Raw genomic sequence first — 26,404 nt, 5'->3', positions numbered from 1 at the left:
CTCTCCTTTCTCTTTTATCCTACAATTGACATCCCCTGTTGTCTCCATCCAAATTTTGATTTATAATACCAACCAAATTATAAAAAGGTGGTCTCACATGAACTGGACTCCAGATCGGGCTGATAAAAAGCCAATGCACAAACAAATTCAAGAGTATATGAAAGAGAAAATCATAAATGGAGAGTGGCCTATTGGAACTAAAATTCCTTCGCAGCGCCATTTAGCTGCTAGCTTTTCTGTAAATAGAAGCACGGTGGTGACAGCAACCGAAAACTTAATTGCTGAAGGACTGCTCAGCGGAAACAAAGGAGGTGGCACCAAGGTCATTAACAATACGTGGAGCTTACTAGCATCAGGTTCTCACATGAACTGGAATTCATATGTAGAAGCAGGAATATACCAACCAAATTCCCCGACTATCCGCCATATTAACGAAGCTGAATTTCAACCGGGCATTATTCGTTTAGGAACTGGAGAGTTAGCACCTGACCTGCTTCCTTCCTACCAGCTTTCGGAACTATTTAGCGGAATTAATCATAGAAGCGTACACTTGGGCTACGAGCACCCGAGAGGAAATGATGAACTCCGACAAGAGTTAGTGAAGCATGTAAAAAAACGAGGCATTGAAACTTCTCCTTCATCTATTTTAATTGTATCCGGTTCACTTCAAGCCCTTCAGTTAATTTCAATCGGCCTGCTGCCTCCAGGTGCCAATATATTAGCTGAAAAGCCTTCTTATCTTTATTCTCTACCGTTATTTCAGTCCGCACAAATGAAAATAACGGGCGTTTCGTTAGACGAAGAAGGAATGCATTTAGCTTCATTAAAAGACCAGCATGTAAAAGAAAAAGGCACAGCTTTATATACAATACCGAACTTTCATAACCCTACCAATGTAACGATGAGTGAACAAAGGCGCCAAGCACTGCTTCGCCAGTGTGAAAGAATGCATTTGCCCATTATTGAAGATGATGCTTACGGAGAGCTTTGGTTCCATTCACCGCCTCCACTTTCATTAAAAGCTCAAGATAAAAATGGAATGGTTCTTTATTTAGGAACGTTCTCTAAAACATTCAGTCCAGGATTTCGAATTGGATGGATTGTAGGGCCTGAACATGTAATTGAGCGATTAGCTGATCTTAAAATGCAAGTTGACTACGGAGCCAGTTCCTTATCTCAATGGGCCGCTGCTGAAGCTCTCAAAACCGGACTCTATGACAAGCATGTGGCCAGCGTACGCTATAAATTAAAAGAAAAATCTCAGCAAACACTGGCTATTCTAGAGAAGTATTTGAAGAATCTCGCTGTGTGGAATGCTCCGAGCGGTGGTTTTTATTTTTGGCTTACGCTGCATAAGCCTGTTTCGATGCGGAAGTTATTTAAGCACTGTCTTGACGAAGGAGTTCTTTTAAATCCAGGCGCATTGTATGACCATGAGACTTCACAGCATATCAGAATATCCTTTTCTTATGCGACGCTTGCAGAATTTGAATACGGCATCAAAATAGTCGCAAAAAGCCTTAAGAATCTTTACAAGTGATTCTTAAGGCTTTCTTGAGTTAACGGCAGCTTTATAAAAAAAGTGAGCTTATTATGCTGACGATCCGCTCGTATCTCTCCTTGATGCAGCTGAATAATTTGTTTTGCAATAGCCAGTCCTAAACCTGAACCATTCGCGTCCGTTCTTGATTCATCACCTCGATAAAATCGATCAAACAACTTTTCTACCTCAATTTTTTCACTGATGCTAATGCTGTTCCTAAAAGAAATAACTATGTAACCCTCGTCAATCTCCTGATTCACCTCTAATACGGAAGGCTTTTTGCTGTATTTCTTGACATTTTCGAGCAAGTTTTGAAATACTCTTACCATTTTTTCTACATCAACAAATGCATTCCATTCACAGGCAAAGTGAGTCTGAACGTCAATGCCTTCTCTTGTTAAAATTGGCTCGTACTCTCCTATTACCTGCTGAAGCAAACGTTTCATATCGACCTCATTTCGTTGAAGCTGAAGATCAGGACTCGTTAATTTTGTATAGTCGAACAATTCTTCTATTAACTCCGTTAAGTATTTTGCTTTTGAATCAACAATATATAAGTAGCTATCTAATGTTTCATCATCCATACTTTCTCTTTTTTTGATTAAATCTAGGTACCCAACGATGGATGTTAACGGCGTACGCAAATCGTGAGATACACTGGATATTAGCTGATTTTTTGCTTGCTCCAGCTCTCGTTCACGATCAAATTTTGTACGAAGTTGCGCAGACATTTTGTTAATGTTTTGACTTAATTCAGCCAGTTCATCTTTTCCTCGTACCTGGATGGTTGCGCCTAAATCTCCATTTGAGATTTTTTGAACTTGTTTAGAGATTTCTTTCAAATAACGAATATGGGAACGAATAAGTGCTAAGAAAACAAAAACAAAGACCACAACGGCGATAAAGAAAAGTCCAAACGCTAATATATTATATGCAGGGACATTCATTTTCTCTTCTTGTATATACCTGCTCAAAACAAGCCTAGCAATTAAAATAAAAATTAAATTGGTAGCCAAAAAACTTATAATGATAGCAAAAAGAAGCTTTACACTTATTCTTCTCATATTCTGTATCCTACGCCCCATATGGTTTTAATATAAATTGGCTTTTTCGGATTATCCTCAATTTTTTCGCGAATCTTTGTAATATGAACCATTACGGTATTATCCGATTTAAACGCATCTTCTTGCCATACGGCTTCATATATTTTCCCCATACTCATCACCGTTCCTTTGTGGCGTACCAGTAGCTCTAAAATATCAAACTCTTTTGGTGTTAAACGAATCTCGTGGCCGCGCACAAAGACAAGCCGGGTGCTGCGGTTAATTTCCAAATCGCCAATTTGAATAATATCGCGCTCAGCACGTTCATTGTATTTTTTATAGCGTCTAATTTGTGATTTTACTCGTGCGATGAGCTCGAGAGGATTAAATGGTTTTGTTAAGTAATCATCTGCGCCTGCTGTTAACCCAGAAATCTTGTCCATATCTTCTGACTTAGCCGACAGCATAATAATGGGCATGTTTTTTTCTTCACGTATTTTAAAAGCAGCATCGATTCCATTCATCTGCGGCATCATAATATCTAATATAATTAAATCTACTTCTTGTTCCTCTAAAAGCGCTAATCCAGATACAGCATTAGAAACTTTCAGCGCTTCAAATCCTTCATTTTCTAAGTAAATAGCAATTAAATTACGAATTTGCTCATCGTCATCTATAATTAAAATTCTGTCTTTCATTTACAAACTCCTTATATCTGATTTTTTTCGCATGTAAAAATATATGCAGGAGGAACATTTCTCCACTCTTTTTCCACTTTAATCTGAGGGAAAAACGAGCGGATCAGCTGTTTTTTTAAATTCGTATACTGAAACGTAATAAATTTCCCTTCCTTCGCTAATACGCTGCGCGTGTTTTGCAAAATACAGTCCGACACTTCAGACGTTAAAGAAGCAAAAGGAAGACCTGATAGCACGTAATCCACTTTTGGAATATCATACTGTATCAAGTACTTTTGAACATGTTCAGCGGATCCGTGTATCACATACACATTTTTTTCATCTCTTACTTGTTCCTTTACTTTTTCGTAAAAATGCCGATTGTATTCGATAAGAAGCAAAGTTGTACAAGCACTTCGTCTTCTTATTAATTCACGGGTAAAAACTCCGGTTCCTGGCCCGTACTCTACTATACAGTCTGCATGTTCAAAATCAATCCCTTTTACCATTTTTTCCGCTAAGTGCGTAGAACTTGGCAAAAGTGCTCCTACCGTTCGCGGCTGGTGAAAATATTGATACATAAAAGCTAAATTCATTTGCTATTCCTTCTTTCTACTCTTTCTTTCTAGAATAGAAAAAAAATCTAAAGAAACGTTAAGTAAATTTCTTAAGAATTCTTAAGAAAACAAAAAGGAGGATGGGACATAACGGAATTAACCCAATCTAAAGACGAACAAATTGGATTAATAAACTCATATGGATTGCTCTTGACACCGCTGTTGATTTCCGTGCAAGACTTCGCTTTCCGCGGGCGGCCGGTAAGCCTTCTCGTCGCTTCCGCTTCTGCGGGGTCTCACCTGTTCCGCTTTTCCCGCAGGAGTCTTCGCCTTGCCCTCCAATCAACAGCTAGAAGCGGTGAAACCAACGTTCATAATAACAGTAAAAAACCCGAATGATCAGTCAATAATATCGATTGATCATTCGAATTTCCCTTTAACTAAAATATTTTTATCCAGCCTCGTTTAAAAGATAATTTATCGTAAATAACATCCGCTATTTAAGTCGAAGGTGGCTCCTGTATAATGTTTTGCTTGAGGGCTCAGTAAAAAAAGAACCGTATCTGCCACATCTTAAGGCGTAACAAAGCTTGGAATCAGCTGATGAGCGATGTATTCATTTTTGCGCCACTCTGGAATATTTTTCATCATATCGGTATTTACCATTGTAGGTGCTACGGCATTCACCCGGATATAAGGAGAAAAATTCATCGCACAGCTCTTGGTTAATCCTAGTATTGCTGCTTTAGACATTCCATATATAGCATCGGAGCTTCCTTCCATTCCTGACACGGACGATATATTAATAATCGCTCCTTCTGTTTCCTTTTTCATTAACAATTCGCCAAAGTACTTGGAGAAATAAACATATCCTTTAATATTAATATCCATCACAAAATCTATTTCGTTTTCTTCATAATCCAATAAATTTTTCCCTAAATACACGCCTGCATTATTAACTAACCCATACAAGTTTTTATCTTTTATTTGGTAAAAAAGATCTTTTACACCCTTTCCTTTTTTAACGTCTACTACGTGTGTTTCAATATGGCCCTTTGTATCTTCAGCCAGCTGTTTCAAAGCTCCATCGTTAATGTCACAAGCAATAACTGAATAGCCTTCCGACACACACTCTTTTACAATTTCTTTTCCAATTCCAGAACCTGCACCCGTAACGATTATCCATTTTTCTTTCATCTCGACACCTCTTATTTACTTCTGTTAGAAACACTTGTTATGTAAATATTCAAACATTTATTATACCATTATTTTCTATATAGACATCCCTTTCTTGCATTCTTTTTTAGCTTGCCTGACAAAGCGCGTATAGTTTTTTATGGGAGTGATAACGATAAGACAGTACATTATTTCAAACAAGAAAGAGATGATAAGACGTGGCAAAAGTACTTTATATTACAGCTCATCCTCACGATGAGTCTCAATCATTCAGTATGGCAACTGGAAAAGCATTTATCGATGCTTACAAAGAGCACAATTCAAGTGACGAAGTTGTACATATTGACCTTTATAAAGAAAATATCCCTCATATTGATGCGGATGTATTTAGCGGCTGGGGCAAACTTCAGTCTGGCTCTGAACTTTCTTCTCATGAACAGGAGAAGGTCAATCGCCTTGCAGAATTGAGCGAACAGTTTGTATCAGCGGACAAATATATTTTTGTAACGCCTATGTGGAACTTTTCGTTTCCACCGGTTATGAAAGCCTATTTAGACTCTGTAGCCGTAGCGGGTAAGTCATTTAAATACACGGCAGAGGGTCCTGTGGGGCTATTAACGGATAAAAAAGCGCTTCATATTCAAGCACGCGGAGGCATTTATTCTGAAGGCCCTGCAGCTGATATGGAAATGGGACATCGTTATATTGGGATTATGATGAATTTCTTCGGAGTCCCTTCGTTAGACGGCATTTTTGTGGAAGGGCATAACGCAATGCCAGATAAAGCCCAAGAAATTAAAGAAAAAGGAATAGCAGAAGCAAAAAAACTTGCCCAAACTTTTTAATATAAAGAGGCTGTAACAAAAAAATTTTAATTGAAGGAAGATCCGAACGAGGACTCGAGACTCTTAATGGAGCATCAACTTTGTTCGGATTTTTCTGTTGGTAAGGTGCACGTAGCTTTCATGCATGGTGGCTGCTTCCAGCAGTTAATTGGAGGGCAAGGCGAAGACTCCTGCGGTAAAAGCGGAATAGATAAGACCTCACAGGTGCGTAAGCGACGAGGAGGCTCATCGGCCGCCCGTGGAAAGCGAAGTCTTGCACGGAAATTAACTTCGATGTAACAAGCCATTCATACTAGACCATTTTCCCCCATTTGTTCATCTTTAGATGGAAGTGATTTTGTTATGTCTAAGTCTCTTTTCTACGCGAAAAAACTTTCTCTTTCCCTTTCGATCCACCTGTCCATTTCTCTATCACTTTTTTCTACAAGTCTGTTAACGAGAATATCATGCCAAATATAATTTTCAAGTAAATTAATGTTGACTGCGTTATTTGTATAGTACGCCATTTCTTTATGACCATAAATCATTTCACTGCTGTCAACAGATATAATAAACCAGTTTTGATTCCCAATGTTTTCGGTATAGCTCGTATGACGGTGCCGGTCAAATTCCTCCATCGCTTCATCTTGTTCAAACACAATTCCTTTTAGTGTGACTCTCTCCCTTAGCTGTAATAAAAGAGGCTTCAACTCATTATAAATATCGGGCCAAAGCGAGATGACAATTTTATTTTTTGCTTTTAACAATAGCGACTCACAAAAAGCAAGAATGGCTGTTTCTCCTTTCATCGTCATAACCCTGCTTTCTTCTATAGACTCTGCAGTTTCAAGACGTTTAAGCGTTGCGCTAACGTCTTCATACGTTTCGTTCCATTTTTTCTGCAGCGAATGTAAAAAAGCATCGACGGGCAATGACGTGTACTGAGTGCCATCATTGCTCTCTTCTTTTAACACCATGCCTTTTTCCTCTAGTGCTTGTAAAATATCGTATACACGTGCTCTTGGCACACCTGAATGTTTACTAATGCTATAAGCAGTGGAAGATCCTTTTTTGACAAGCGTCACGTATACTTTTGATTCATACTGATTAAATCCAAGCGACTGTAGCTGCTGAATAATATTTTCCATAAAGGAAACCTCCCTGTTTTTTAAGTTATTTGAAATTTTCATTATTTACATATTTACAACTGCTTTTTATATAGTTACTATTTAAGTAGTCACTATATATTATGACATGAGGAAGGTGCTTTATGGAAGAATTAAGTTTACAGATTGTTCTTTTGCTTTTACTATTTGGTTTTTTAGCTGCATTCATCGACTCTGTAGTTGGCGGAGGCGGTTTAATTTCAACGCCTGCCCTTTTATTTTTAGGCCTGCCTCCCGCTGCTGCCTTAGCTACAAACAAATTAGCCGGAACGATGGGCGTATTAACGAGTACCATTCGATTTGTCAAATCCGGAAAAGTCGATTTTCGCGTCGTAGGTAAATGGTTTCCTTTTGTATTTATTGGCTCTTTAGGAGGTTCAATCACCGTTCATTTTCTATCCTCTGCTTTTTTGAAACCTGTTATTTTGATTCTCCTTGTTTTAGTTGCTATTTATACAATCTTCAAAAAAAACTGGGGCACCACGTCCACGTATAAGCCGCTGTCTATTAAGAAACTTATTTTCTTTACCGCACTTATTTTTATTATTGGCTTTTATGATGGATTTTTAGGAGCAGGCACAGGTTCATTTATTTTATTTGCTTTTTTATTTATGGGATTTGATTTCCTGCAGTCAGCAGGCAGCGCAAAATTTTTAAATTTCGGCAGTAATTTAGGTGCTTTGCTTGTATTTTTATATTTTGATTCTGTTGTATTTTCTTACGGATTAATTATGGGGTTTGCGATGATTGTGGGTTCTTTCGTTGGATCAAATGTCGCTCTATCAAAAGGCGTGACGTACGTCCGAACGCTTTTTATTCTTGTCACTTTAAGCCTTATTAGCAAAAACATATTTGATTATGTAAATCAGTACAAATAGATCAATAGTTTCTTTAGAACTATAACAATGAACCTATATATCTATTAGATGAATAAAACCACCTCTTACTATTTTCTTATTTTTGGGTAAATGTGTAAAAAAACACTAAAATTGTTGTATACTGGTCCATGTTGTTTTACATAATTTAGAAATATTATACAGAGGTGAACATTTTGTTTAAGAAATTCAGGTTTTTATGGTTTATTTTGCTGATCTTTGCACTTATTTTTGTCAAAAATACGTTCTTTTCTTCTTCAGAGAACGCTGCTGAGACTCTAGCAACGTCAGATGTTCCACAAGCCGCGGCTACTTTCAAAGAAGGAAACAATCAGCAGGACGGAGTCATTATTCAAAAATACCGCAAACAGCTAGATGCAGCGCAAAAAAAAAGCGACGAAAAAGCGACGAAAGAAATACAAGAAAAAATTTATGAAGACGGAAGACAGGCGGCACTAAACTTTTTACCTCGCAATAAATTTCAAAGAACTTTTTCCCAGCCTTCTAAAAAATCGGCCGATGACATTTATAATTTTCTAATTGCCCAAGTGGGGTTTGGAGGATATGATTCTCTTTATCAAGAAGCAATAGCCGCAAAAAAAGAAGCAGCTTCTTCTACTGATGAATTAAATATGAGTGGTATTCAAGCTAAAACCGCTGCACTTACATACGGCACACTAGCACAAAGAGAGCAGCTGCTTGTTACAAGTCTTGCCTATGACTTAAGCAGCGTAGGCGTCATTTCTTCCGATACAGCTAAAGATATTGATAAAAAAGCTACTCATATGCTGGAAATTAGAAAAGAAGGAATAAATGCCGCTATGCAAGAATAGTTTTGCGAAGTGAAAAGCAGCAGGTAAAAACTGCTGTTTTTTTATTCTAACGTTCAGGTATTTCACTATTTTAATAGCCGATCATTTAATAGCACTGGTTAAAGCTTTCATACAATGATATAAAAATGGAGGTAATTTCTATGAAAGAAGCGATTGTTTATCAATACGATGCGTTCAGTACGCGCCCTAATAAAGGAAATCCTGCGGGAATTGTGTTTAACGGAGATGATTTTTCAGCTGAAGAAATGCAGAAAATTGCTTATCAAGCGCAGTTTAACGAAACGGCTTTTATCATGAAGTCTTCCCGGGCTGATTTACGAATTCGATATTTTACACCCGGACAAGAAGCAGATTTGTGCGGTCATGCGACCGTCGCTTCTCTTTATGCTTTACATAGTAAAAACAAACTTCCAAAAACTACATTTACAGTGGAAACAAATGCTGGAATTTTGCCGATGACTGTACAGAATAGAAACGGACGACCTGTTATCACCATGAGTCAAGCTTCTCCGCAGTTTCATCCGTTTTCAGGTTCAAAAGAAAAACTGGCAAAAGCTCTTAATCTTCATATTGACGACCTTGATCAAAGACTTCCTATTGTATATGGAAGCACAGGGAACTGGACGCTTATTGTACCTTTAAAAAATTTAGATGCCTGTAAAAAGATGAAGCCTAATCAAGAAGATTTTCCTCATATTTTAACAGATATGCCAAAAGCATCTATTCATCCCTTTTGTTTTGAAACGATTCACTCAGAAGCTCATATGCACGGAAGACATTTCTCTTCACCATTTTCAGGTACGGTAGAAGACGCCGTAACTGGAACAGCATCAGGCGTAATGGGCGCCTATTATGCGAGATATGTGGACCAGCAAGATAACGAGCGCTGGCAATTTGTGATTGAGCAAGGACAGGAAATAGATAAAGATGGCTTCGTTCATGTAGAAATTACAAAAAAAGCGAATACGTATGGTGTGGTAATCGCAGGAGAAGCTGCCTATGTAACCAAGCAAATCGTTTCTCTTTCCTAATAAAAACGTGTCCGCCTATTTGGCGAACACGTTTTTTTGTTTAGTAAATAATAGCCTGTACGCTCATTATTGTAACGGTTAAAATAAGAATCACGTTCCCTATAATTAACCACGGCTTTGCGCTTCCCCTTCTACCTTTAATAGCCGTGATTAGTCCAGCAATGGGCAATAAAGCCATAACGATGACCCAAATTTTACGAAGAATGCTGGAATCCAAATAAAAACCAAACTGCATCATCGCAAATAACACGACTGTGATAAGGAAGAAAAGTGTAGGCACAGCTAAATGAATGCCTCTTGGTCTCATTGAGTAGTACACAACATCACTTTCTTTCTATGTAAAATCTTACGTAAAATAACGTTATCATTTACAAAGAGTTTTGACAACTTTTTGAAGGATTTTGTCAACAAATTTTAATAATCCAAAAGAAATTACTTCTCACTCAGCTGTTCGAATACTGCTGGAAGTGCAGAAATAACGTCGCTTGCTAACATATCTATCATTGTATGCCCCTGATCGAGCAGCACATCCGCTGCTTTTCCGTGAACATATACCGCATTACTGATTGCTTCTTGAAGAGAATCATGCTGCATAATAAAAGCGAGGATAATTCCTGTTAACGTATCACCCGTTCCGCCTTTTGCAAGTCCCGCGTTTCCAGTGGTATTTACGTATTGTTTTCCGTCCGGTGTTGTAACAATCGTGTTTGGACCTTTTAATACAAGATACACACCATTTTCCACTGCGTATTGTCTAGATATTGAAAATCGATTTGCTTCTACTTCGGCGATTGTTGTGTCAACGAGCCTTGCCATTTCTCCCGGATGAGGCGTTAAAATCGTGGCGTGTTCTCTTTCTTTTACTTCTTTGTCTAAATGGGGAAGATGAAAAAGAGCATCGGCGTCCACCACAACAGAAACCGGCTGGTGAAGCACTTGTTCAACGACTTTCTTCGTTTCTTTCGCTCTCCCAAGCCCTGGTCCGACTGCAATTGCATCATACTTACCTTCTTCTAAAGGAATCTCGCCTGCAAAAAATCCATCTTTGCTTGGACATGGTTTATACATCACTTCCAGCATGTGAGCAGCTGCAATCGCATGAATATCGCTCGGAAGCGCAAGCGTTAAAAGTCCCGCTCCGCTTGTGAGCGCTGCTTTTGACGTTAGCATCGGCGCTCCGGGTGTTTGAAGCGAACCTCCTATTACGATTCCTTTTCCATGTGTACCTTTATTGGACGAAGCGTTTCGAATGGGAAAAGATTGTTTAATATGCTGAGTTGACCATACTTCCTTAAGAGATGAACTTTTTTCAATTGCTAGCGGCGGAATACCGATATCTACTACAATCAATTCACCGTAACTTTCTTTACTCGGGTATGTAAATGCCGTGACTTTCGGCTGCTGAAGCGTAATCGTAGCATCTGCACGTACCGTAAGCTCTTGCTTCTGTTCCATTACTCCACTTGGGACATCGATGCTGTATATGTAAGCCTTAGAGTCGTTTATTTTTTTTATAATGTTATCGTAAGGAGATTTGATGCTGCCTTTTACGCCTATACCTAATAAACAATCAATAAGAACCGTATACTTTTTCACAGAGAAGTTGTCTCCAGCCGATTGCCACGTGAACCCGGCATTTTCATAGATGATCATGGCTTTTTTAGCCGCGCCTTTTATTTTTTCCCGTGCAGGAACTACCCAGACGTCAACTTCATAGCCTTTTGACTTCAAAGCACGGGCAATAACAAAGCCGTCTCCTCCATTGTTTCCCGTTCCTATAAGCAGCCCTATGGTTTCATGTTTTTTGATTCGCTCACTCAGCGCGTTAGCAGCAGCCTGCCCGGCATTTTCCATAAGGGACTCTTCACTCATCCCAATTGCATTCATCATATAATCATCCACTTGATACATCTCTTGATTCGTTACAATTCTCATTATGCTGCTCCTTACTGAAACGGAAATGGTTCATCTGTATTTACCGTTCCTTTTATTTTCGTTATAGTTAATTGTTCTCCTTTCACCCAATCTTCAAACGAGAAAATAAGAGGCTTTGCTTTTCGTCCAATCCCTACAATGACTTGCAGCGTCTCCGGTACATATGCTACTGTATGAAGCGTTCCAGCAGAATTCCGGTAATCTTCTTTAAAAATACCGTATTCATCTTCATTAAATAAAGAAAAAGCTTCAAGAGGCGATAGCTTTTTTTCAATATGATCTCGAATATGATCGAGCCTTTCCTTTGACTCTACCAAATGATGACGATTTTCTTCGACCAGCTGATTAAAATGGTTCGTACACCCCATCATCGTCCCTCTTTGTACATGAACGCCTCGTCCGGATGCTTCGACTACTGCTCCCTGTCCGCTGCGGTCATAAATGGAATAATTAAACGCATGACGATGCGGTGCTCTTTCTAAAATAGCAACAGCCTCTTCTGTCGTTTCACATGTTTCTAAAATAAACCGAGCGAGCGTACAGCAAATAAATCCGTTTGTTTGACGGCGGCGATTAACAAAATGATAGCCAATTGCCAGTCCTTTTTCATTCATTCCATCCATTCGCCCAATCATTCTCGTTCCAAATCCGACGCTTGCATATCCTTCATTTGGCTGAAAAAGCAAAAATCGGCCTTCGTACGTTTTAGGATGATAATCATAGTTTCGTACATACACGCCGTGCTGCATAAGAGCCGAACATCCCGTTTTTTTCCACTCTTGCTGATATCCGCTGTACTCATGAATAACGTCTTCAAGAGGCCAATCTAAACCTTCTGCTAAGCCCACTAGCTCATCCCACAGTCCCCGAGCAAATAAGTCGTAATAATGACGAGCTTCTTTTGCTATCGTTTGATAGCTTCGTAATGAACGTTTTCTTCTTTTTTGATGATTTTCAAACAGCTTTGTTCCTTTATGTAATTTCCCTTGCATTTCACCAAGCTCTCGGTAAGAGCCTCGTCCTTGAATGACTTCTACCTGTATTTCTTTCACTTCTATCACTCCAATTTTCCAGTACCTTTATTGTGCAGCAAGCGCTCTATTCTTTGCAACTTTCTCCTCTCATAGAACTCTCTTCCTTTGAATACAGTTATAAAGAAACAGGTCGAAAGATTGAAAAGCATTATCATAAGAGGTGATCATATTGCTAAAGGAAGTTCAGCTAGAGATTCAGCGAAGAATCGCCTATCTGCGTCCCACACAAAAAAATGACGGGTCATTTCGCTACTGTTTTGAAACAGGCGTTATGCCTGATGCGTTTTTAATTATGCTTCTTCGCACCTTTGATTTAGATAAAGAAGTGTTGATTAAACAATTAACCGAACGGATCGTTTCCCTTCAAAATCAAGATGGTCTTTGGACGTTGTTTGATGATGAAGAACATAACTTATCCGCCACTATTCAAGCTTATACAGCTCTTTTATATTCAGGGTATTACCAAAAAAACGACCGGATTTTGCGAAAAGCGGAAAGATATATTATAGATTCGGGAGGCATTTCGCGCGCTCATTTTCTCACAAGATGGATGCTTTCTGTTAACGGCTTATACGAGTGGCCAAAGCTATTTTACCTCCCGCTTTCTCTTTTGCTCGTGCCTACCTATGTACCGCTTAACTTTTATGAATTAAGCACCTATGCCAGAATCCACTTCGTTCCGATGATGATAGCAGGAAACAAAAAATTTTCACTTACTTCTAGACATACACCTTCTCTTTCTCATTTAGATGTAAGAGAACAGAAACAGGAATCGAAGGAAACTGCTCAAGAATCACGCGCTTCAATTTTTTTAGTCGACCATTTAAAACAGCTGGCTTCTTTACCTTCTTACACCCACAAGCTTGGTTATCAAGCAGCCGAGCGTTACATGCTAGAAAGAATTGAAAAAGATGGAACACTCTACAGCTACGCCACCTCTACTTTTTTTATGATTTACGGTCTTTTGGCTCTTGGCTATAAAAAAGATTCATTTGTGATCCAAAAAGCAATTGACGGGATTTGTTCACTACTTAGTACATGCAGCGGCCACGTGCACGTAGAAAACTCCACGTCAACCGTTTGGGATACCGCGCTGCTCTCTTACGCTCTACAGGAAGCAGGTGTACCGCAGCAAGATCCCATGATTAAAGGCTCAACTCGCTACTTAAAGAAAAGACAGCATACAAAGCTTGGAGATTGGCAGTTTCATAACCCAAATACAGCACCTGGAGGCTGGGGATTTTCCGATATTAATACGAATAACCCTGACTTAGACGATACGTCTGCTGCTATCAGAGCTCTTTCTAGAAGAGCGCAAACCGATACAGATTATTTGGAGTCTTGGCAAAAAGGCATTAACTGGCTGCTGTCCATGCAAAACAAAGATGGGGGTTTTGCTGCATTTGAAAAAAATACCGACTCTATTTTATTTACTTATCTGCCGCTTGAAAATGCAAAAGATGCAGCGACAGATCCGGCTACTGCCGATTTAACCGGTCGAGTGCTTGAGTGTCTCGGAAACTTTGCTGGTATGAATAAATCCCACCCTTCGATTAAAGCTGCAGTAAAATGGCTGTTTGATCATCAATTGGATAACGGGAGCTGGTACGGCCGGTGGGGGGTTTGCTATATTTACGGAACGTGGGCCGCTATTACAGGACTCCGTGCTGTAGGGGTTTCTGCTTCTGATCCGCGTATCATCAAAGCTATCAACTGGCTCAAAAGCATTCAACAAGAAGACGGTGGATTCGGAGAATCATGCTATAGCGCTTCTTTAAAAAAATATGTGCCACTGTCGTTTAGCACCCCTTCTCAAACGGCTTGGGCTCTTGATGCTTTAATGACAATATGTCCGTTAAAAGATCGATCCGTTGAAAAAGGAATTACATTTTTACTGAATCCAAATCTTACAGAGCAGCAAATTCATTACCCCACGGGAATTGGTCTTCCTGGACAATTTTATATTCAGTACCACAGCTACAATGATATTTTTCCTCTTCTTGCACTTGCCCACTACGCAAAAAAACATTCTTCGTAAAAAGGCTGGGACAAAAGGAGTTTAGCTGAAGGAAGATCCGAACGATGAATCGAGATTCTTGCTTGAGAATCCAACTCGTTCGGATTTTTTTATTTGTAGGGTGAACGTAGGCTTGCTTCATATATGTAGAGCAGTTAATGAGAAGCCAAGTCTTGCACGGAAATCAACCGCGGTGTAACAAGCACTCCATACTAGCACATTAATCCCATTTGTTTGTCTTGAGATTCGATGGACGTAGTTGTGTCTCAATTTCTTTTTATACGTAAAAGCAGGTTTTTTAAGAAACAAGTGGAATACCTTTTTAAATGTTAGGAAAGAAAGGATGCATCAAATGAATAATGTTTCACCGCTTTTAAAAGGAAAAAACGTGATACTAAGAAAACCAAAAGACAGCGATGTAAATGACTATCTAGCGTGCAAACAAACAAAAGAACTTATTCGCATGTACGGAGGCGATACTCGAAACTTAAAACCTCTTACATTACAAGATGCCAAGCGGCACGTCGAGTACATAAAGTCTCAAAAGCTCAATTGGTGCATTGAATATAAGCAGCGTTTTGTTGGAGAGGCCCGGCTGACCGTTAACGAGTACGACCGGCGCGCACGGTATGCAATTGGTTTATTTGATTCCTCCGTTTGGAATCAAGGGCTAGGCACTGAAGTTACAAAGTTGGTACTTGCGTACGCATTTGAACACCTTCACTTGCACAGAGTCGATTTACGAGTGCTCGAATACAACCATAGAGCCATTGCTTGTTATGAAAAATGCGGTTTTGTAAAAGAAGGAATAGAGCGTGAAGGTGCTTTTGTTGAAGAAGCATTTCAGACAGATCTTATCATGAGTATACTCGAACAAGAATATTATCAGCTGTAGAAAAGAGAATCGGCTGTCATCATCCTACTTCTTTAAAAATCCGTATAGCCCAAGCCTTTTGTGAATAAAGTAACATAACGATATAATCAAAGGAGCCAACGATGACAGCTTATGATTCCTCTTCTTTTGTATTTGTAACCATTGATAAACATGACATTGCTGCTTTTTTACTAATTGATATTATTTGCAGCACCACTATTTATGTAGCATGTAAACATTATCTCCACAATGAGCTTGTTTCCATTGCAAGCAGCGCTCTTTTTCCCATGGTATGTAAGAAGGTTTCTCGACGCTAGCTCAGCTTTTTACCGGTTCTTTTAATGACAGCCAAGTGCGTTCCTTCTGCTGCTGAATCTCTACGGCGTGATTAAAAAATTTAGAAAGATGCGGCTCAGTGAGCTGGTCTTTCGTTTTTCCAGAAGAAAACACTTCTCCTTGGCGCATACAAAGCGTATGGGTAAAGCACGGCAAAATTTCTTCTACATGGTGAGTAACGTAAATAAGCGTAGGCGCTTTTGGCTGCTCTGCCATTTTTGCAATCAGCTGAAGAAGCTGTTCTCGGGCCATTATATCTAGACCTGTACATGGCTCATCAAGTATTAAAAGCTTTGGTGAGGCCATAAGAGCTCGGGCAATTAGCACTCGCTGGCGCTCTCCTTGAGAAAGTGTTCCGTACGCCTGGTTTTGTAAATCTGCGCAATTTAGCAGCTGCATTAATTCTATGGCTTGGTTCATATCTTTTTGCTCCACTTGTTCATATAAACCAATAGATGCAAATTTGCCGCTTAAAATCAATTCTAAAACCGTATCGTCATCTCGAAACCGCTGCTGAAGCGAAGAACTTACCCACCCGATTTCTTTTCTGAGCTCAGACAGATTTGTTTCTCCAAATTTCCTTGAAAGAACTTCTACTTGGCCTTTTGTAGGCCAGATATATCCGTTGATTATATTTAAAAGCGTCGTTTTTCCGGAACCATTTAACCCGAGCAAACACCAATGTTCCCCTTTTTCCACTAACCACGACACGTTTTTTAAAATTTCTTTTTCTGCTCGTTTTACCGAAACGTTCTTAATGTTGATCATGCTAACACTCCTATACTCTCATTTTTCATTATATATACTATAAAAGAATAATGATTTGTCCCATTTGTTAACTTGCTTTTCGTTTTTCATGCCAATTCTTTCAGCCACTTTAATCGAGGAGGAATTGTCAGGATCTATTAATGATATAATCTTCTGAAATTTCAGCGTATGAAGTCCATAATCTAAGCAAGCTTTTGCTGCTTCACTCGCATAGCCTTTCCCCCAGCAGCTGCGTAAAAATAAATAACCAAGTTCTGGATCTACCTTTCCGTCTACTTTTTGAAGAACCATGCCGCACTGCCCTAGAAACTCTCCTTTCTTTTTATCCTCAGCGATCCACATGCTAATGCCGTACGTTTGATAATGCTGCTTCATCCATTGAATCCAGCAGCGTGTGTCTTGTGCGCTTTTAGTAGAAGAATAATACTTCATTACTTCAGCATCCTCAAAGATTTTCAGTAAATTTCCTGCATCGCTTTCGGCCATGGCTCGCAGCGTCATTCGTTCTGTCTCAATAATCGTATGAATCCTCTCCTTTCGTACATTCCAACATCTACTATCTTTATTATCCGCTACTATTTTCTTTTCGTAAAGTTTTCCTTTTTTTATTTAAATGAACGAGAAAAAACGCACCAAAAAAGGCTGCTACACACAGCCCTTTAATCTGGATCACACGTTTTCCCGTACCGTAATACGTTATATATAGCACGTCCATCACTTGCAGATGTCTCTGTATATTGAATTGGCAGCAGTGAGAAAATAACATAATAGACTGAAAAATAAACAAATTGATAGCAAAATATATCTTCAGGCAGAATATTAGCCATAATTAATCCATTTATTATAAAAATAGTAAGCAAATTAAACAGTACACCACCCGCATACACCACTGCATGAGAAATGCGACTGTCATTCTTAAGATTTTCATATTTACAAAACGAGTCTAAAAAATAGACTGACTTAATTTTAAACTTCCCCATTTTAAGAATCGTTTTCCCTCGCCCAATAGTAAAATCGACCTTCCCTCCGAAAATAATTGCCATGACGGAATGCCCCAGCTGATGAACAAATGATACAAGTGGCAATACAAGACAGAATGACCACACAAACTTTGGAAGATCATTTAACCCAAACACGTTTATCCCTCCTTTTTGTTTCTTCTCTCTACTTTTCCTCCCCGTTTTCACTTAAAACTACATTTAATTTCTTTTTTAAAACTCGTACGAAATAACCAGCACACATACCATATCTTATGACCTAGAAAAACCCCGATATATGTAGCTTATGAAAAATACATTTTCCGAAAAATAGTTGGCGTAACGTTTTCCTGTTCTTTGAAACGCTTGATAAAGTAGCTTGGATGTTCATACCCTACTTGTCTTGCTATATCTTGTACAGAGATTTGATTGTTTTTAAGCAGCAGTTTCTTTGCTTTTTGAATCCGCACGCGCGTTACGTATTCAAATGGCCGGATGCCAAGAGATTGTTGAAAAAGCAAACACGTATACTGCTCCGTTACGTTGAGCTGCTGCGCCAGTACTTCTAGCGTTAACGGCTGATGATAATATTCCTCGATATAACGAAGGACTGGGTTGAGCTGAGTAATTTGCTGCAGACGACTTTTGCTTTCTATATATACGCTGTCTTGACGAAGTTTTAAAATGACGCTGTATAGTAGTTCGGAGCACTGCATGGTGCTAGAGGTATGATTTTCTTCTAACCGATCCATTAGTTCTTGAAGCATCCTGTAAAGACTTTCAGCATTTGTAAGGGCGATTTTTCCCGAATTAATAAATTGAAGAGAAAGCATGATATCATCAATCACACTTCCGTTAAAAGAAACCCAGCATACTTGCCATTCGCTCGTAACGGGATAGTATTCGTGCGGAACGTGCGGCGTCAGAAACATCCCTTCATTTTCTTTTATAATATAAACCTGGTCATTTACACGAAGCTCGCCTCTTCCTTTTGTGCATTGAATCCATTGATAATCAGGAAACTCTCCCTGACGCTTAATATGCGTTTGGTGTCTCCAGCTTCCAGCGCTTGTAACATAGAATGGCAGTTTCATATCTTCATCTGAAAGAGCCGGAAAGTACATACGGTCCACATTACTTCCCCCTTTTTATGTGAATATAGTTATATTATCATGAAAATAATTAGATTGATAAGGTTTTCAGAAAACGTTATCATTTTCATATAAACTAATAACCTAGTACTTTAGAAATGAGGGATCGACGTGTTAAAAACCGGCAAGAAATTTCATTATACAGCACCTGCAAACGGATACCCTGAATGGAATAACAACCCTGAAATTTTTCAATTGAACCGTTCAAAAGCACACGCTTTACTTATGCCTTATCAAACGGTCGAAGAGGCCTTAAAAAATGATAGAAAATCTTCTGTTTACTATCAAAGCTTAAATGGCAGCTGGTATTTTCATTTTGCTGAAAATGCAAATGGCCGCGTCAAAAACTTTTTCGCACCTGAGTTTTCATATGAGAAATGGGACTCTATTTCAGTTCCTTCACACTGGCAGCTGCAAGGATATGACTATCCTCAATATACAAACGTGACATACCCTTGGGTTGAAAGTGAAGAGCTCGAACCTCCTTTTGCACCGACTAAATATAACCCTGTCGGTCAGTACGTCCGTACTTTCACACCTAAATCAGAATGGAAAGATCAGCCGGTGTACGTCAGCTTCCAAGGCGTTGAATCTGCTTTTTACGTATGGGTTAACGGTGAGTTTGTTGGATACAGCGAAGACAGCTTTACTCCAGCTGAATTTGATATAACTTCTTACCTTCACGATGGTGAAAATACGATAGCAGTAGAAGTATATCGCTGGAGTGATGCAAGCTGGCTTGAAGACCAAGATTTTTGGCGAATGAGCGGCATCTTCCGAGATGTATATCTCTATTCTACTCCGCCGGTTCACATCTATGACTTTAGCGTTCGTTCGTCGCTTGATACCAACTACGAAGATGGTGAACTTATCGTTTCAGCTGATATTTTAAATTACTTTGAGCACGATGCTCAAGATCTAACATTTGAAATCATGCTGTATGATGCGAATGGCCAAGAGGTACTACAAGCTCCCCTGCAAACAAATTTAAGTGTGAGCGATCAACGTACAGTCTCCTTGCGTACACACATTAAAAGCCCTGCAAAATGGAGCGCGGAAAGCCCTAATTTGTACACGCTTGTACTCAGCTTAAAGAATTCTGCTGGTTCTATTATTGAAACAGAAAGCTGTAAAGTCGGCTTCCGTACGTTTGAACTAAAGAACGGTCTTATGACAATCAACGGCCAGCGTATTGTACTTCGAGGAGTGAATCGCCACGAATTTGATTCAGTAAAAGGTCGGGCAGGCATCACGCGTGAAGACATGCTTCACGACATTTTGCTGATGAAACAGCATAATATTAACGCGGTGCGTACATCCCATTATCCTAACGATTCAGTATGGTATGAACTATGTAATGAATACGGTCTATACGTTATTGATGAAACCAATTTAGAAACGCACGGAACGTGGACTTATTTACAAGAAGGTGAGCAAAAAGCCATTCCAGGAAGCAAGCCAGAATGGAAAGAAAACGTATTGGATCGCTGTCGTTCTATGTACGAACGTGACAAAAACCACCCTTCTATCATTATTTGGTCGCTTGGAAACGAATCATTTGGCGGAGAAAACTTTCAGCATATGTATACCTTTTTTAAAGAAAAAGATTCCACGAGACTTGTTCATTACGAAGGAATCTTCCATCATCGCGACTATGATGCTTCAGATATAGAAAGCACGATGTACGTTAAGCCAGCAGATGTAGAGCGCTATGCACTAATGAATCCGAAAAAACCTTACATCTTATGTGAATACAGTCATGCAATGGGCAATTCATGCGGAAATCTGTACAAATACTGGGAGCTGTTCGATCAATATCCAATCTTGCAAGGCGGTTTTATATGGGACTGGAAAGATCAAGCTCTTCAAACAACAGCTGAAGACGGTACTTCTTACTTAGCTTACGGCGGAGATTTTGGTGATACGCCAAACGATGGCAACTTCTGCGGAAACGGCTTAATCTTTGCTGATGGAACAGCTAGCCCAAAAATTGCAGAAGTAAAAAAATGCTATCAGCCTGTAAAGTGGACAGCAATCGACGCTTCTAAAGGAAAATTTGCCGTTCAAAACAAACACTTGTTTACAAACTTGAACGCCTATGATTTTGTTTGGACTGTTGAAAAAAACGGTGAACTCGTTGAAAAACATGCGTCTCTTTTAAATGTAGCTCCTGATAATACAGACGAACTGACGCTTTCTTATCCTCTTTATGAGCAAGAAAATGAAACTGATGAATTTGTTTTAACTCTTTCTCTCAGATTGTCCAAAGATACAGCTTGGGCTTCAGCTGGATATGAAGTGGCGTACGAACAGTTTGTACTGCCTGCTAAAACCGCTGTACCTTCAGTAAAAGCTGCTCATCCTGCTTTAACCGTTGACCAAAATGAACAAACGCTTACGGTTACTGGATCTAACTTCACGGCTATTTTTGATAAGCGAAAAGGACAGTTTATTTCTTACAACTATGAGCGCACCGAGCTGCTTGCGTCGGGTTTCCGTCCGAATTTCTGGCGTGCAGTAACCGATAATGACCTCGGAAATAAACTGCATGAAAGATGTCAAACGTGGCGTCAAGCAAGCTTAGAGCAACAAGTGAAAAAAGTAACCGTTCAGCCGCAAATTGACTTTGTTATCATTTCGGTTGAACTAGCTTTAGACAACTCTCTTGCTTCTTGCTATGTAACTTATACGCTATATAACGATGGTGAAATGAAGATTGAACAATCTTTAGCACCTTCTGAGACAATGCCTGAAATTCCTGAAATCGGCATGCTGTTTACGATGGACGAGGCTTTTGATTCTTTAACATGGTACGGAAGAGGCCCTCATGAAAATTATTGGGACCGTAAAACTGGCGCTAAGCTTGGCCTTCATAAAGGCAGTGTAAAAGAGCAAGTCACACCGTATTTACGCCCTCAAGAATGCGGAAACAAAACGGACGTTCGATGGGCCACTATTACAAACGATCAAGGACGCGGCTTTTTGATAAAAGGTTTGCCAACAGTCGAGCTGAATGCTTTATCTTACTCACCTTTTGAACTGGAGGCTTACGATCATTTTTACAAATTGCCGTCAAGCGATTCAGTAACCGTACGGGTTAATTACAAGCAAATGGGCGTTGGCGGAGACGACAGCTGGGGAGCTAAAACACATCCTGATTACACGCTATATGCTAACCGCTCGTATACAAACACGTTTACGTTAAAACCTCTATAAAAATAAAAAGGACTTTCATTTGAAAGTCCTTTTTACTTATGATGTCACCTCTGGCTTTCGCTGAGAAAGTAAAAATACCGTAGCGATAATAAGAATCGTACCTAACCATTCCGTCCATCCAAACGTCACATGAAGCCATAGAACAGAGAGCGCCGCTGCTGATAAAGGCTCTGCTGAAGCAAGAACAATGGCTTCAGAAGCGCTAATATGCTTCAAACTTTCCAAATAGCAATAAAATGCAATGAGCGTTCCGAAGATGATTACAAATAACACCGCACACAGCGACAATAGCGACCACTCACCTGCTATATGCCACGGCGGGTGAATAAACGAAAAACTTGCACCGCCTATCACCATTCCCCAGCCTACTACTTCAATTGAGCTCCATTTCGCAAGAAGACGCTTAGGCTGAAGCGTATAAAAAGCAGACGTCACAGCTGCCCCAATTCCCCAAAACAACGCCCATCCTGTAATAGACAGCTCGTTAAAATTCCCGCTTGTTGCAAGAAAAAAGGTCCCCGTTATGACGAGCGCAACAGAAATCATTTCTACTTTCACCGGCCACTTTCTTGCTTGCACAGCTAAATAGCCAATAATAAATATTGGCGACGTATATTGAAGCACTGTAGCTGTAGCAGCGTTTCCTGCTTCAATAGCTGCAAAATATGTATACTGCACGCCGAGCATACCGATTACACCAAACAAAAGCAGCGAAGTCCTCTCTTCTTTTGTTTTCCAAATTGCAAAAATATTGCGCTGCTTAGAGGCTATTGCCAAAAGCAGCAATCCGGATACTAACATACGAACGACAACCAGCCACTCTGCGTTAAAACTTTTATGCTGAAATAAATATTGAGCCACCGTGCCAGATACTCCCCACATTGTGGCACCAATGATTACAAGCAGTAGCCCCCATGCTCTTCTAGATGACGTTTGAACTCCTTCCACTTGCCATTCCTTCTCTCTTTTTCATATATATTTAACTTACCTCGCTCCTCTTTAACGGTCAATAGCAAAAAAAGTCGAAGCAATATGCTTCGACTTTTTTAAATGCTTTTATGAAGTAATTTCTTGAGTAAAGGAAATAGCACATCGGGAAGTTCTTCGATGTTTGGTACTAGAATACTATATTTCCCGTACATATTTTGAATGGTTTTCTTTTGTCCTTCATCAATTTCCCCGTTGGATAAAAAGACGTTGATGACTTCAATTCCGTGCTTGCGTGCTTCTAATACCGCTTCGTGCGTATCTACAATACCATTTTGTTCATATCCCATAGCGGCTGGTTCACCGTCTGAAAACACAAGTAAAAACTTCTGCTGTTCAGAACGCTGAAGCAAGCGGCGTGTCATATGGCGAATGGCAAATCCATCACGGTTGTCTTCTTCAGGCTCAAGCTGCATAATTTCAGGACCGCTTTTGCGCTTTAACGATGCTTGAAAGTCCATAACTGTCTGCAGGTAGTTAGGCTGGCTCGTTTCGGTGGCATCATTTGTATCTTCCCAAAACCCTACAATTTGATGAGGCACCATAACGGATTTTAACGCTTCATGAAATAGCGTAATCCCAAGCTTCGTTTCATCCATTTTGTCGTACATTGATGCGGAACAGTCAACTAAAAGAGAAAAGACGGCATCAATTTGCGCAGAATCTTCATCTTTTTTATAAAACAAACGAGGATTGTCATCTGTCCATAGTTTTAGAAGCTTTTTATTTAATCGGCCAAAGTGCAGCTCGCTTCTAGGAAGCGTTTTTTTATGTTCAAGCGTTTTTTCAATCATTTGCTTTAATTTCTTTTGATACGATGCAATGATTTTTTTATTCTCATCATACTGAACAACGTGATCGTCGTTCGGAAGTTTAGAATCTACAAAAACAGCATAGGCATGCTTATTTTCTTTCCCATACTCATAATCCGCTTCCCCGTCTTTTTCCGGGTGCGTTTGCTCCATGGCTTCGATTTGAGAATAATCGTTGCGCGATGTTTTTTGAGAAGACCCTTGCACCATGCCCATTGCTTGATCTCCATCGTCGCCTTCACGAACACCATCGCCTAGCATGTCTGTTTTTGAGCCTTGATCCATATCAAACTGTAGAAAACTTTGCGTCGCTTCGCTTGTCTCTCGATGCCACATTTCCATTTTCTCTTCGTGAATGTCTTCATCTCCGTCTTTTTCATGCTCTAAAATATCATCGTTCACTAATGAATCTTTGCGCTTTAAATCTTCAAATGTTAACCCTTCTTCTAACTGATCATACTGAAGTTCAGCCAAGAAGAAATAAGTATTAAGCATATCTTTTTCAATAATATCATCAAAAACATCTACAAGTTCAAGACAGATGCGCGATACATCTTTTGTTGTTTTAGCTTCATATACGTTTGTTAGCTGTCTGCGAATAAAAGGCATCGCTAAATTAATCGATTCACTCATTGAAGGAATTTCTTCAAATGGATTTTCGGCCGTCAATAGCAAGTAGATGCCGTTAAAAAGTGCATCCGTATACACGCTTTTTGTTAAATTTGCGCTCATTTGTGTAGCAAAATATTTTCTGTAGAGCTGTCTTCTGACGGCGAAGGCTTTTTTCGTTCCAGGGCGTTCGCGTTTGCATACTTCTTCTAAACGAATATCTTCAAACAGCATAAACAGCTGCTTAGCTAAGCTAGGTACCGAGGTTTTATTTATTTTCTTTAAATATGCATTAATTTCTTTGAAGTTTGAATGCTTATAGCTTCCAATACTTCTTAAAAATACATCACTTTTTAAGCCGTACACTTTGTCTTCTTCTGGACGGTTATCCCAAAAGTGACTGAGATAAATAATGCCGTGTACAGGATCATAATAAGAAGAAACGCGATACTCTACTTCAATTTCATCATTTTTTGTTAATGTTTTCGTTAAATCCGCCAGCTCCATATAGAGAAAGGAATCTACATTTTTGTCGTTAAATTTAATAAATCGCATAGCGCCACTCCTTACTCAAATAATGTTTCAGCAATATTTTGAATGGCGGCTTTTTCCCTTTCATCTTCTAGCTTTTCAATAATACCGCGTCTAATCGCGCGAAGAGGCGGCATATAAAGAGCTAAATCACACGTATCAATAAGCGCACGAATAGACGCAGCTTCTTCTGATACATGGCCGCTTTGAACTTGAGTAATTAAATCTGCAGAGAGCGTGACAAATTTATCAATTAATTTTTCGTCTTTTAACTGAGACTGAGACATCAGAACTTGCTTTAAGCTGCCTCCTTGAATATACGGCACTTCAATAACAACAAAACGATTTTTTAACGCTTCGTTTAATGGAACGGTACCAACATATCCCTCATTAATAGCTGCTACTACGCCGAACGTTTGCTGACCGCGTACTACATCTCCAGTAAATGGGTTCGTAATCATTTTCCGGTAGTCAAGAACGCCGTTTAAAATAGGAAGTGTTTCAGGTTTAGCCATGTTAATTTCATCAATATATAGTAAATGGCCTTTTTTCATTGCCTGAATAACAGGTCCTTCCACAAACTCAATACCTGTTTTCCCTTCTTGTTCAGCAATTGTTTTAAAACCAAGCAGCGCTTCTGCATCTAAGTCAACCGAGCAGTTAACGCTATGCATCGGCTGAGAAAATAAATGCGACAGTGTTTCAGCAAGCTTTGTTTTACCTGAACCTGTTGGCCCTTTTAAAAGTACGTTTTTCCCTAGTGACAAAGCAATAATGGCATCTTCTAAAATATCTGCTTCTTCTGCTGTATAGCCGCCTTTTCCAATTAATAGCTGATCAGCATCGGACAAATTTTCATATTTACGATTCGCTAAAAGCGAAAGAACCTCTTGTGGTAATGATAATTGTGATAGTTGAATTGACATAACAAAAATCCTTTCTTTCTGCATACTTTCTATAATTTACTAAAAAACATTCTTCTTCTCAAAGAATTGCTTTACCTACGCTTTTCTCTAAGGTTTCGGATAGAAAAATCGCAGTCTTCAAACATATATTCAGTAAAAAAAAGTAGGTTATTCACCTACTTTTTTACGATTTTATAGTTTTTATGATTAACAACTGTTTTCATGGATTCGCCCGTTTCAGCATCTTTCCCAAAATCTACGATAACCGAATTGTCTCGCACTACCATAACAATTCCTTTAAATCCTTTATAGTCGCCTTTTTTTGGCTGAATCGTATCGCCAACTTTAGCTGCTTTGACTTTAGGTGCTTGTTCCTCTGTACCTTGTGTATTTTCTACGTCCATCATGACCCCACCTTTTCCAATTTACCGTGTTTTTTATAAGTGAAAACACAATTTAATTTACTTTTTGTTGAAAATACTTAGTTTATTTTCCCACAAACATCTATGGTTAAACACCATGTGTTT

General features: G+C 39.3%; 26 protein-coding genes and 1 pseudogene. 10 read left to right on the top strand and 17 right to left on the bottom strand.

The features are described 5' to 3' along the window. Positions 1-97: 97 nt before the first annotated feature. Positions 98-1,540 carry an aminotransferase-like domain-containing protein gene (locus ACFX4E_RS16665; protein ID WP_377237990.1) on the top strand — a complete coding sequence of 481 codons (1,443 nt, stop codon included), beginning with the start codon at positions 98-100 and terminating at the stop codon, positions 1,538-1,540. Here the strand turns inward: ACFX4E_RS16665 and ACFX4E_RS16660 are convergent. The 5 genes and pseudogenes from ACFX4E_RS16660 to ACFX4E_RS16640 form a co-directional block, all read right to left on the bottom strand. Then, positions 1,531-2,607, bottom strand: coding sequence for a HAMP domain-containing sensor histidine kinase (locus ACFX4E_RS16660; RefSeq protein ID WP_377258628.1), 1,077 nt, complete (start codon positions 2,605-2,607; stop codon positions 1,531-1,533). The two genes, ACFX4E_RS16665 and ACFX4E_RS16660, sit on opposite strands and share 10 nt — an antisense overlap. Then, complete coding sequence (locus ACFX4E_RS16655; RefSeq protein WP_060745737.1) at positions 2,604-3,284, bottom strand: response regulator transcription factor; 681 nt, start codon at positions 3,282-3,284, stop codon at positions 2,604-2,606. Before ACFX4E_RS16655 ends, ACFX4E_RS16660 begins: the two co-directional genes overlap by 4 nt. A gap of 11 nt (positions 3,285-3,295) precedes the next feature. Then, positions 3,296-3,859, bottom strand: coding sequence for a class I SAM-dependent methyltransferase (locus ACFX4E_RS16650; protein ID WP_060745738.1), 564 nt, complete (start codon positions 3,857-3,859; stop codon positions 3,296-3,298). A 127-nt stretch (positions 3,860-3,986) separates the two neighbouring features. Further along, positions 3,987-4,166 carry a hypothetical protein gene (locus ACFX4E_RS16645; RefSeq protein WP_081085237.1) on the bottom strand — a complete coding sequence of 60 codons (180 nt, stop codon included), beginning with the start codon at positions 4,164-4,166 and terminating at the stop codon, positions 3,987-3,989. A gap of 131 nt (positions 4,167-4,297) precedes the next feature. Further along, positions 4,298-5,017 (bottom strand): annotated as a pseudogene (locus ACFX4E_RS16640) (SDR family NAD(P)-dependent oxidoreductase). 197 nt (positions 5,018-5,214) lie between these two features. Between ACFX4E_RS16640 and ACFX4E_RS16635 the strand changes: the two are divergent. Together ACFX4E_RS16635 and ACFX4E_RS16630 are read left to right on the top strand one after the other, a co-directional pair. Continuing rightward, complete coding sequence (locus ACFX4E_RS16635) at positions 5,215-5,841, top strand: FMN-dependent NADH-azoreductase (protein ID WP_043982218.1); 627 nt, start codon at positions 5,215-5,217, stop codon at positions 5,839-5,841. 66 nt (positions 5,842-5,907) lie between these two features. Next, the gene (locus ACFX4E_RS16630) at positions 5,908-6,120 is read left to right on the top strand and encodes a hypothetical protein (protein WP_377258740.1); all 213 of its coding nucleotides are present in this window, start codon (positions 5,908-5,910) and stop codon (positions 6,118-6,120) included. Between the two features lie 80 nt (positions 6,121-6,200). Here ACFX4E_RS16630 and ACFX4E_RS16625 read toward each other — a convergent pair whose 3' ends face one another. Then, entirely contained in the window at positions 6,201-6,968 is a 768-nt protein-coding gene (locus tag ACFX4E_RS16625; protein WP_252123154.1) for a TrmB family transcriptional regulator, read from the bottom strand. 122 nt (positions 6,969-7,090) lie between these two features. On the opposite strand from ACFX4E_RS16625, the gene ACFX4E_RS16620 reads away from it, so the two are divergent. The 3 genes from ACFX4E_RS16620 (at position 7,091) to ACFX4E_RS16610 (ending at position 9,725) form a co-directional block, all read left to right on the top strand. Beyond that, positions 7,091-7,864 carry a sulfite exporter TauE/SafE family protein gene (locus ACFX4E_RS16620; RefSeq protein ID WP_013056888.1) on the top strand — a complete coding sequence of 258 codons (774 nt, stop codon included), beginning with the start codon at positions 7,091-7,093 and terminating at the stop codon, positions 7,862-7,864. Positions 7,865-8,028: 164 nt separating this feature from the next. Further along, the gene (locus ACFX4E_RS16615; RefSeq protein ID WP_231504500.1) at positions 8,029-8,694 is read left to right on the top strand and encodes a hypothetical protein; all 666 of its coding nucleotides are present in this window, start codon (positions 8,029-8,031) and stop codon (positions 8,692-8,694) included. Positions 8,695-8,834: 140 nt separating this feature from the next. Further along, the gene (locus tag ACFX4E_RS16610) at positions 8,835-9,725 is read left to right on the top strand and encodes a PhzF family phenazine biosynthesis isomerase (RefSeq protein ID WP_028408668.1); all 891 of its coding nucleotides are present in this window, start codon (positions 8,835-8,837) and stop codon (positions 9,723-9,725) included. A 40-nt stretch (positions 9,726-9,765) separates the two neighbouring features. Here ACFX4E_RS16610 and ACFX4E_RS16605 read toward each other — a convergent pair whose 3' ends face one another. From ACFX4E_RS16605 to ACFX4E_RS16595, 3 genes are all read right to left on the bottom strand, one after another. After that, complete coding sequence (locus ACFX4E_RS16605) at positions 9,766-10,044, bottom strand: hypothetical protein (protein WP_223268911.1); 279 nt, start codon at positions 10,042-10,044, stop codon at positions 9,766-9,768. Between the two features lie 113 nt (positions 10,045-10,157). Beyond that, positions 10,158-11,660 carry an NAD(P)H-hydrate dehydratase gene (locus ACFX4E_RS16600; RefSeq protein ID WP_377237992.1) on the bottom strand — a complete coding sequence of 501 codons (1,503 nt, stop codon included), beginning with the start codon at positions 11,658-11,660 and terminating at the stop codon, positions 10,158-10,160. An 11-nt stretch (positions 11,661-11,671) separates the two neighbouring features. Beyond that, positions 11,672-12,712 carry a C45 family autoproteolytic acyltransferase/hydrolase gene (locus tag ACFX4E_RS16595; RefSeq protein WP_016763970.1) on the bottom strand — a complete coding sequence of 347 codons (1,041 nt, stop codon included), beginning with the start codon at positions 12,710-12,712 and terminating at the stop codon, positions 11,672-11,674. Between the two features lie 142 nt (positions 12,713-12,854). Here ACFX4E_RS16595 and ACFX4E_RS16590 point away from each other — a divergent pair, with 142 nt between their 5' ends. The 3 genes from ACFX4E_RS16590 to ACFX4E_RS16580 all read left to right on the top strand — a co-directional run bounded on the left by ACFX4E_RS16590 (position 12,855) and on the right by ACFX4E_RS16580 (position 15,902). Continuing rightward, complete coding sequence (locus tag ACFX4E_RS16590; protein WP_286128231.1) at positions 12,855-14,732, top strand: terpene cyclase/mutase family protein; 1,878 nt, start codon at positions 12,855-12,857, stop codon at positions 14,730-14,732. 331 nt (positions 14,733-15,063) lie between these two features. Continuing rightward, positions 15,064-15,606: a GNAT family N-acetyltransferase gene (locus ACFX4E_RS16585; RefSeq protein WP_377237994.1), complete on the top strand. Its 543-nt coding sequence runs from the start codon at positions 15,064-15,066 to the stop codon at positions 15,604-15,606. Between the two features lie 101 nt (positions 15,607-15,707). After that, positions 15,708-15,902 carry a hypothetical protein gene (locus tag ACFX4E_RS16580; RefSeq protein WP_013056879.1) on the top strand — a complete coding sequence of 65 codons (195 nt, stop codon included), beginning with the start codon at positions 15,708-15,710 and terminating at the stop codon, positions 15,900-15,902. Between the two features lies 1 nt (position 15,903). Here the strand turns inward: ACFX4E_RS16580 and ACFX4E_RS16575 are convergent, their stop codons facing one another. The 4 genes from ACFX4E_RS16575 to ACFX4E_RS16560 form a co-directional block, all read right to left on the bottom strand. After that, positions 15,904-16,689, bottom strand: coding sequence for an ABC transporter ATP-binding protein (locus ACFX4E_RS16575; RefSeq protein ID WP_060745744.1), 786 nt, complete (start codon positions 16,687-16,689; stop codon positions 15,904-15,906). Between the two features lie 18 nt (positions 16,690-16,707). Beyond that, positions 16,708-17,190 (bottom strand): GNAT family N-acetyltransferase, encoded by a 483-nt coding sequence (locus ACFX4E_RS16570; RefSeq protein WP_098432718.1) that lies wholly within the window; start codon positions 17,188-17,190, stop codon positions 16,708-16,710. A 158-nt stretch (positions 17,191-17,348) separates the two neighbouring features. Further along, on the bottom strand, positions 17,349-17,825 hold the full coding sequence (locus tag ACFX4E_RS16565) for a site-2 protease family protein (protein WP_028408675.1): 477 nt from the start codon (positions 17,823-17,825) through the stop codon (positions 17,349-17,351). A gap of 146 nt (positions 17,826-17,971) precedes the next feature. Next, positions 17,972-18,790: an AraC family transcriptional regulator gene (locus tag ACFX4E_RS16560; protein ID WP_225049777.1), complete on the bottom strand. Its 819-nt coding sequence runs from the start codon at positions 18,788-18,790 to the stop codon at positions 17,972-17,974. 138 nt (positions 18,791-18,928) lie between these two features. Between ACFX4E_RS16560 and lacZ the strand changes: the two genes are divergently transcribed. After that, complete coding sequence (gene lacZ, locus ACFX4E_RS16555) at positions 18,929-22,033, top strand: beta-galactosidase, LacZ type (protein WP_335563606.1); 3,105 nt, start codon at positions 18,929-18,931, stop codon at positions 22,031-22,033. Positions 22,034-22,069: 36 nt separating this feature from the next. On the opposite strand, the gene ACFX4E_RS16550 is transcribed toward lacZ, so the two are convergent. The 4 genes from ACFX4E_RS16550 to ACFX4E_RS16535 form a co-directional block, all read right to left on the bottom strand. Beyond that, positions 22,070-22,981 carry an EamA family transporter gene (locus ACFX4E_RS16550; RefSeq protein ID WP_060745747.1) on the bottom strand — a complete coding sequence of 304 codons (912 nt, stop codon included), beginning with the start codon at positions 22,979-22,981 and terminating at the stop codon, positions 22,070-22,072. Positions 22,982-23,079: 98 nt separating this feature from the next. Then, complete coding sequence (locus tag ACFX4E_RS16545; protein ID WP_098333258.1) at positions 23,080-24,996, bottom strand: vWA domain-containing protein; 1,917 nt, start codon at positions 24,994-24,996, stop codon at positions 23,080-23,082. Between the two features lie 11 nt (positions 24,997-25,007). Further along, entirely contained in the window at positions 25,008-25,922 is a 915-nt protein-coding gene (locus ACFX4E_RS16540; protein WP_043982189.1) for an AAA family ATPase, read from the bottom strand. A gap of 131 nt (positions 25,923-26,053) precedes the next feature. Further along, positions 26,054-26,284: a YkvS family protein gene (locus tag ACFX4E_RS16535; protein ID WP_013056869.1), complete on the bottom strand. Its 231-nt coding sequence runs from the start codon at positions 26,282-26,284 to the stop codon at positions 26,054-26,056. Positions 26,285-26,404 lie beyond the last annotated feature (120 nt).

It is taken from the genome of Priestia sp. YIM B13491, assembly GCF_042787605.1.
Classification (GTDB): domain Bacteria; phylum Bacillota; class Bacilli; order Bacillales; family Bacillaceae_H; genus Priestia; species Priestia megaterium_E.
Note: the sequence above shows the minus strand (reverse complement) of the source record. Positions and strands in the feature narration are given on the sequence as shown.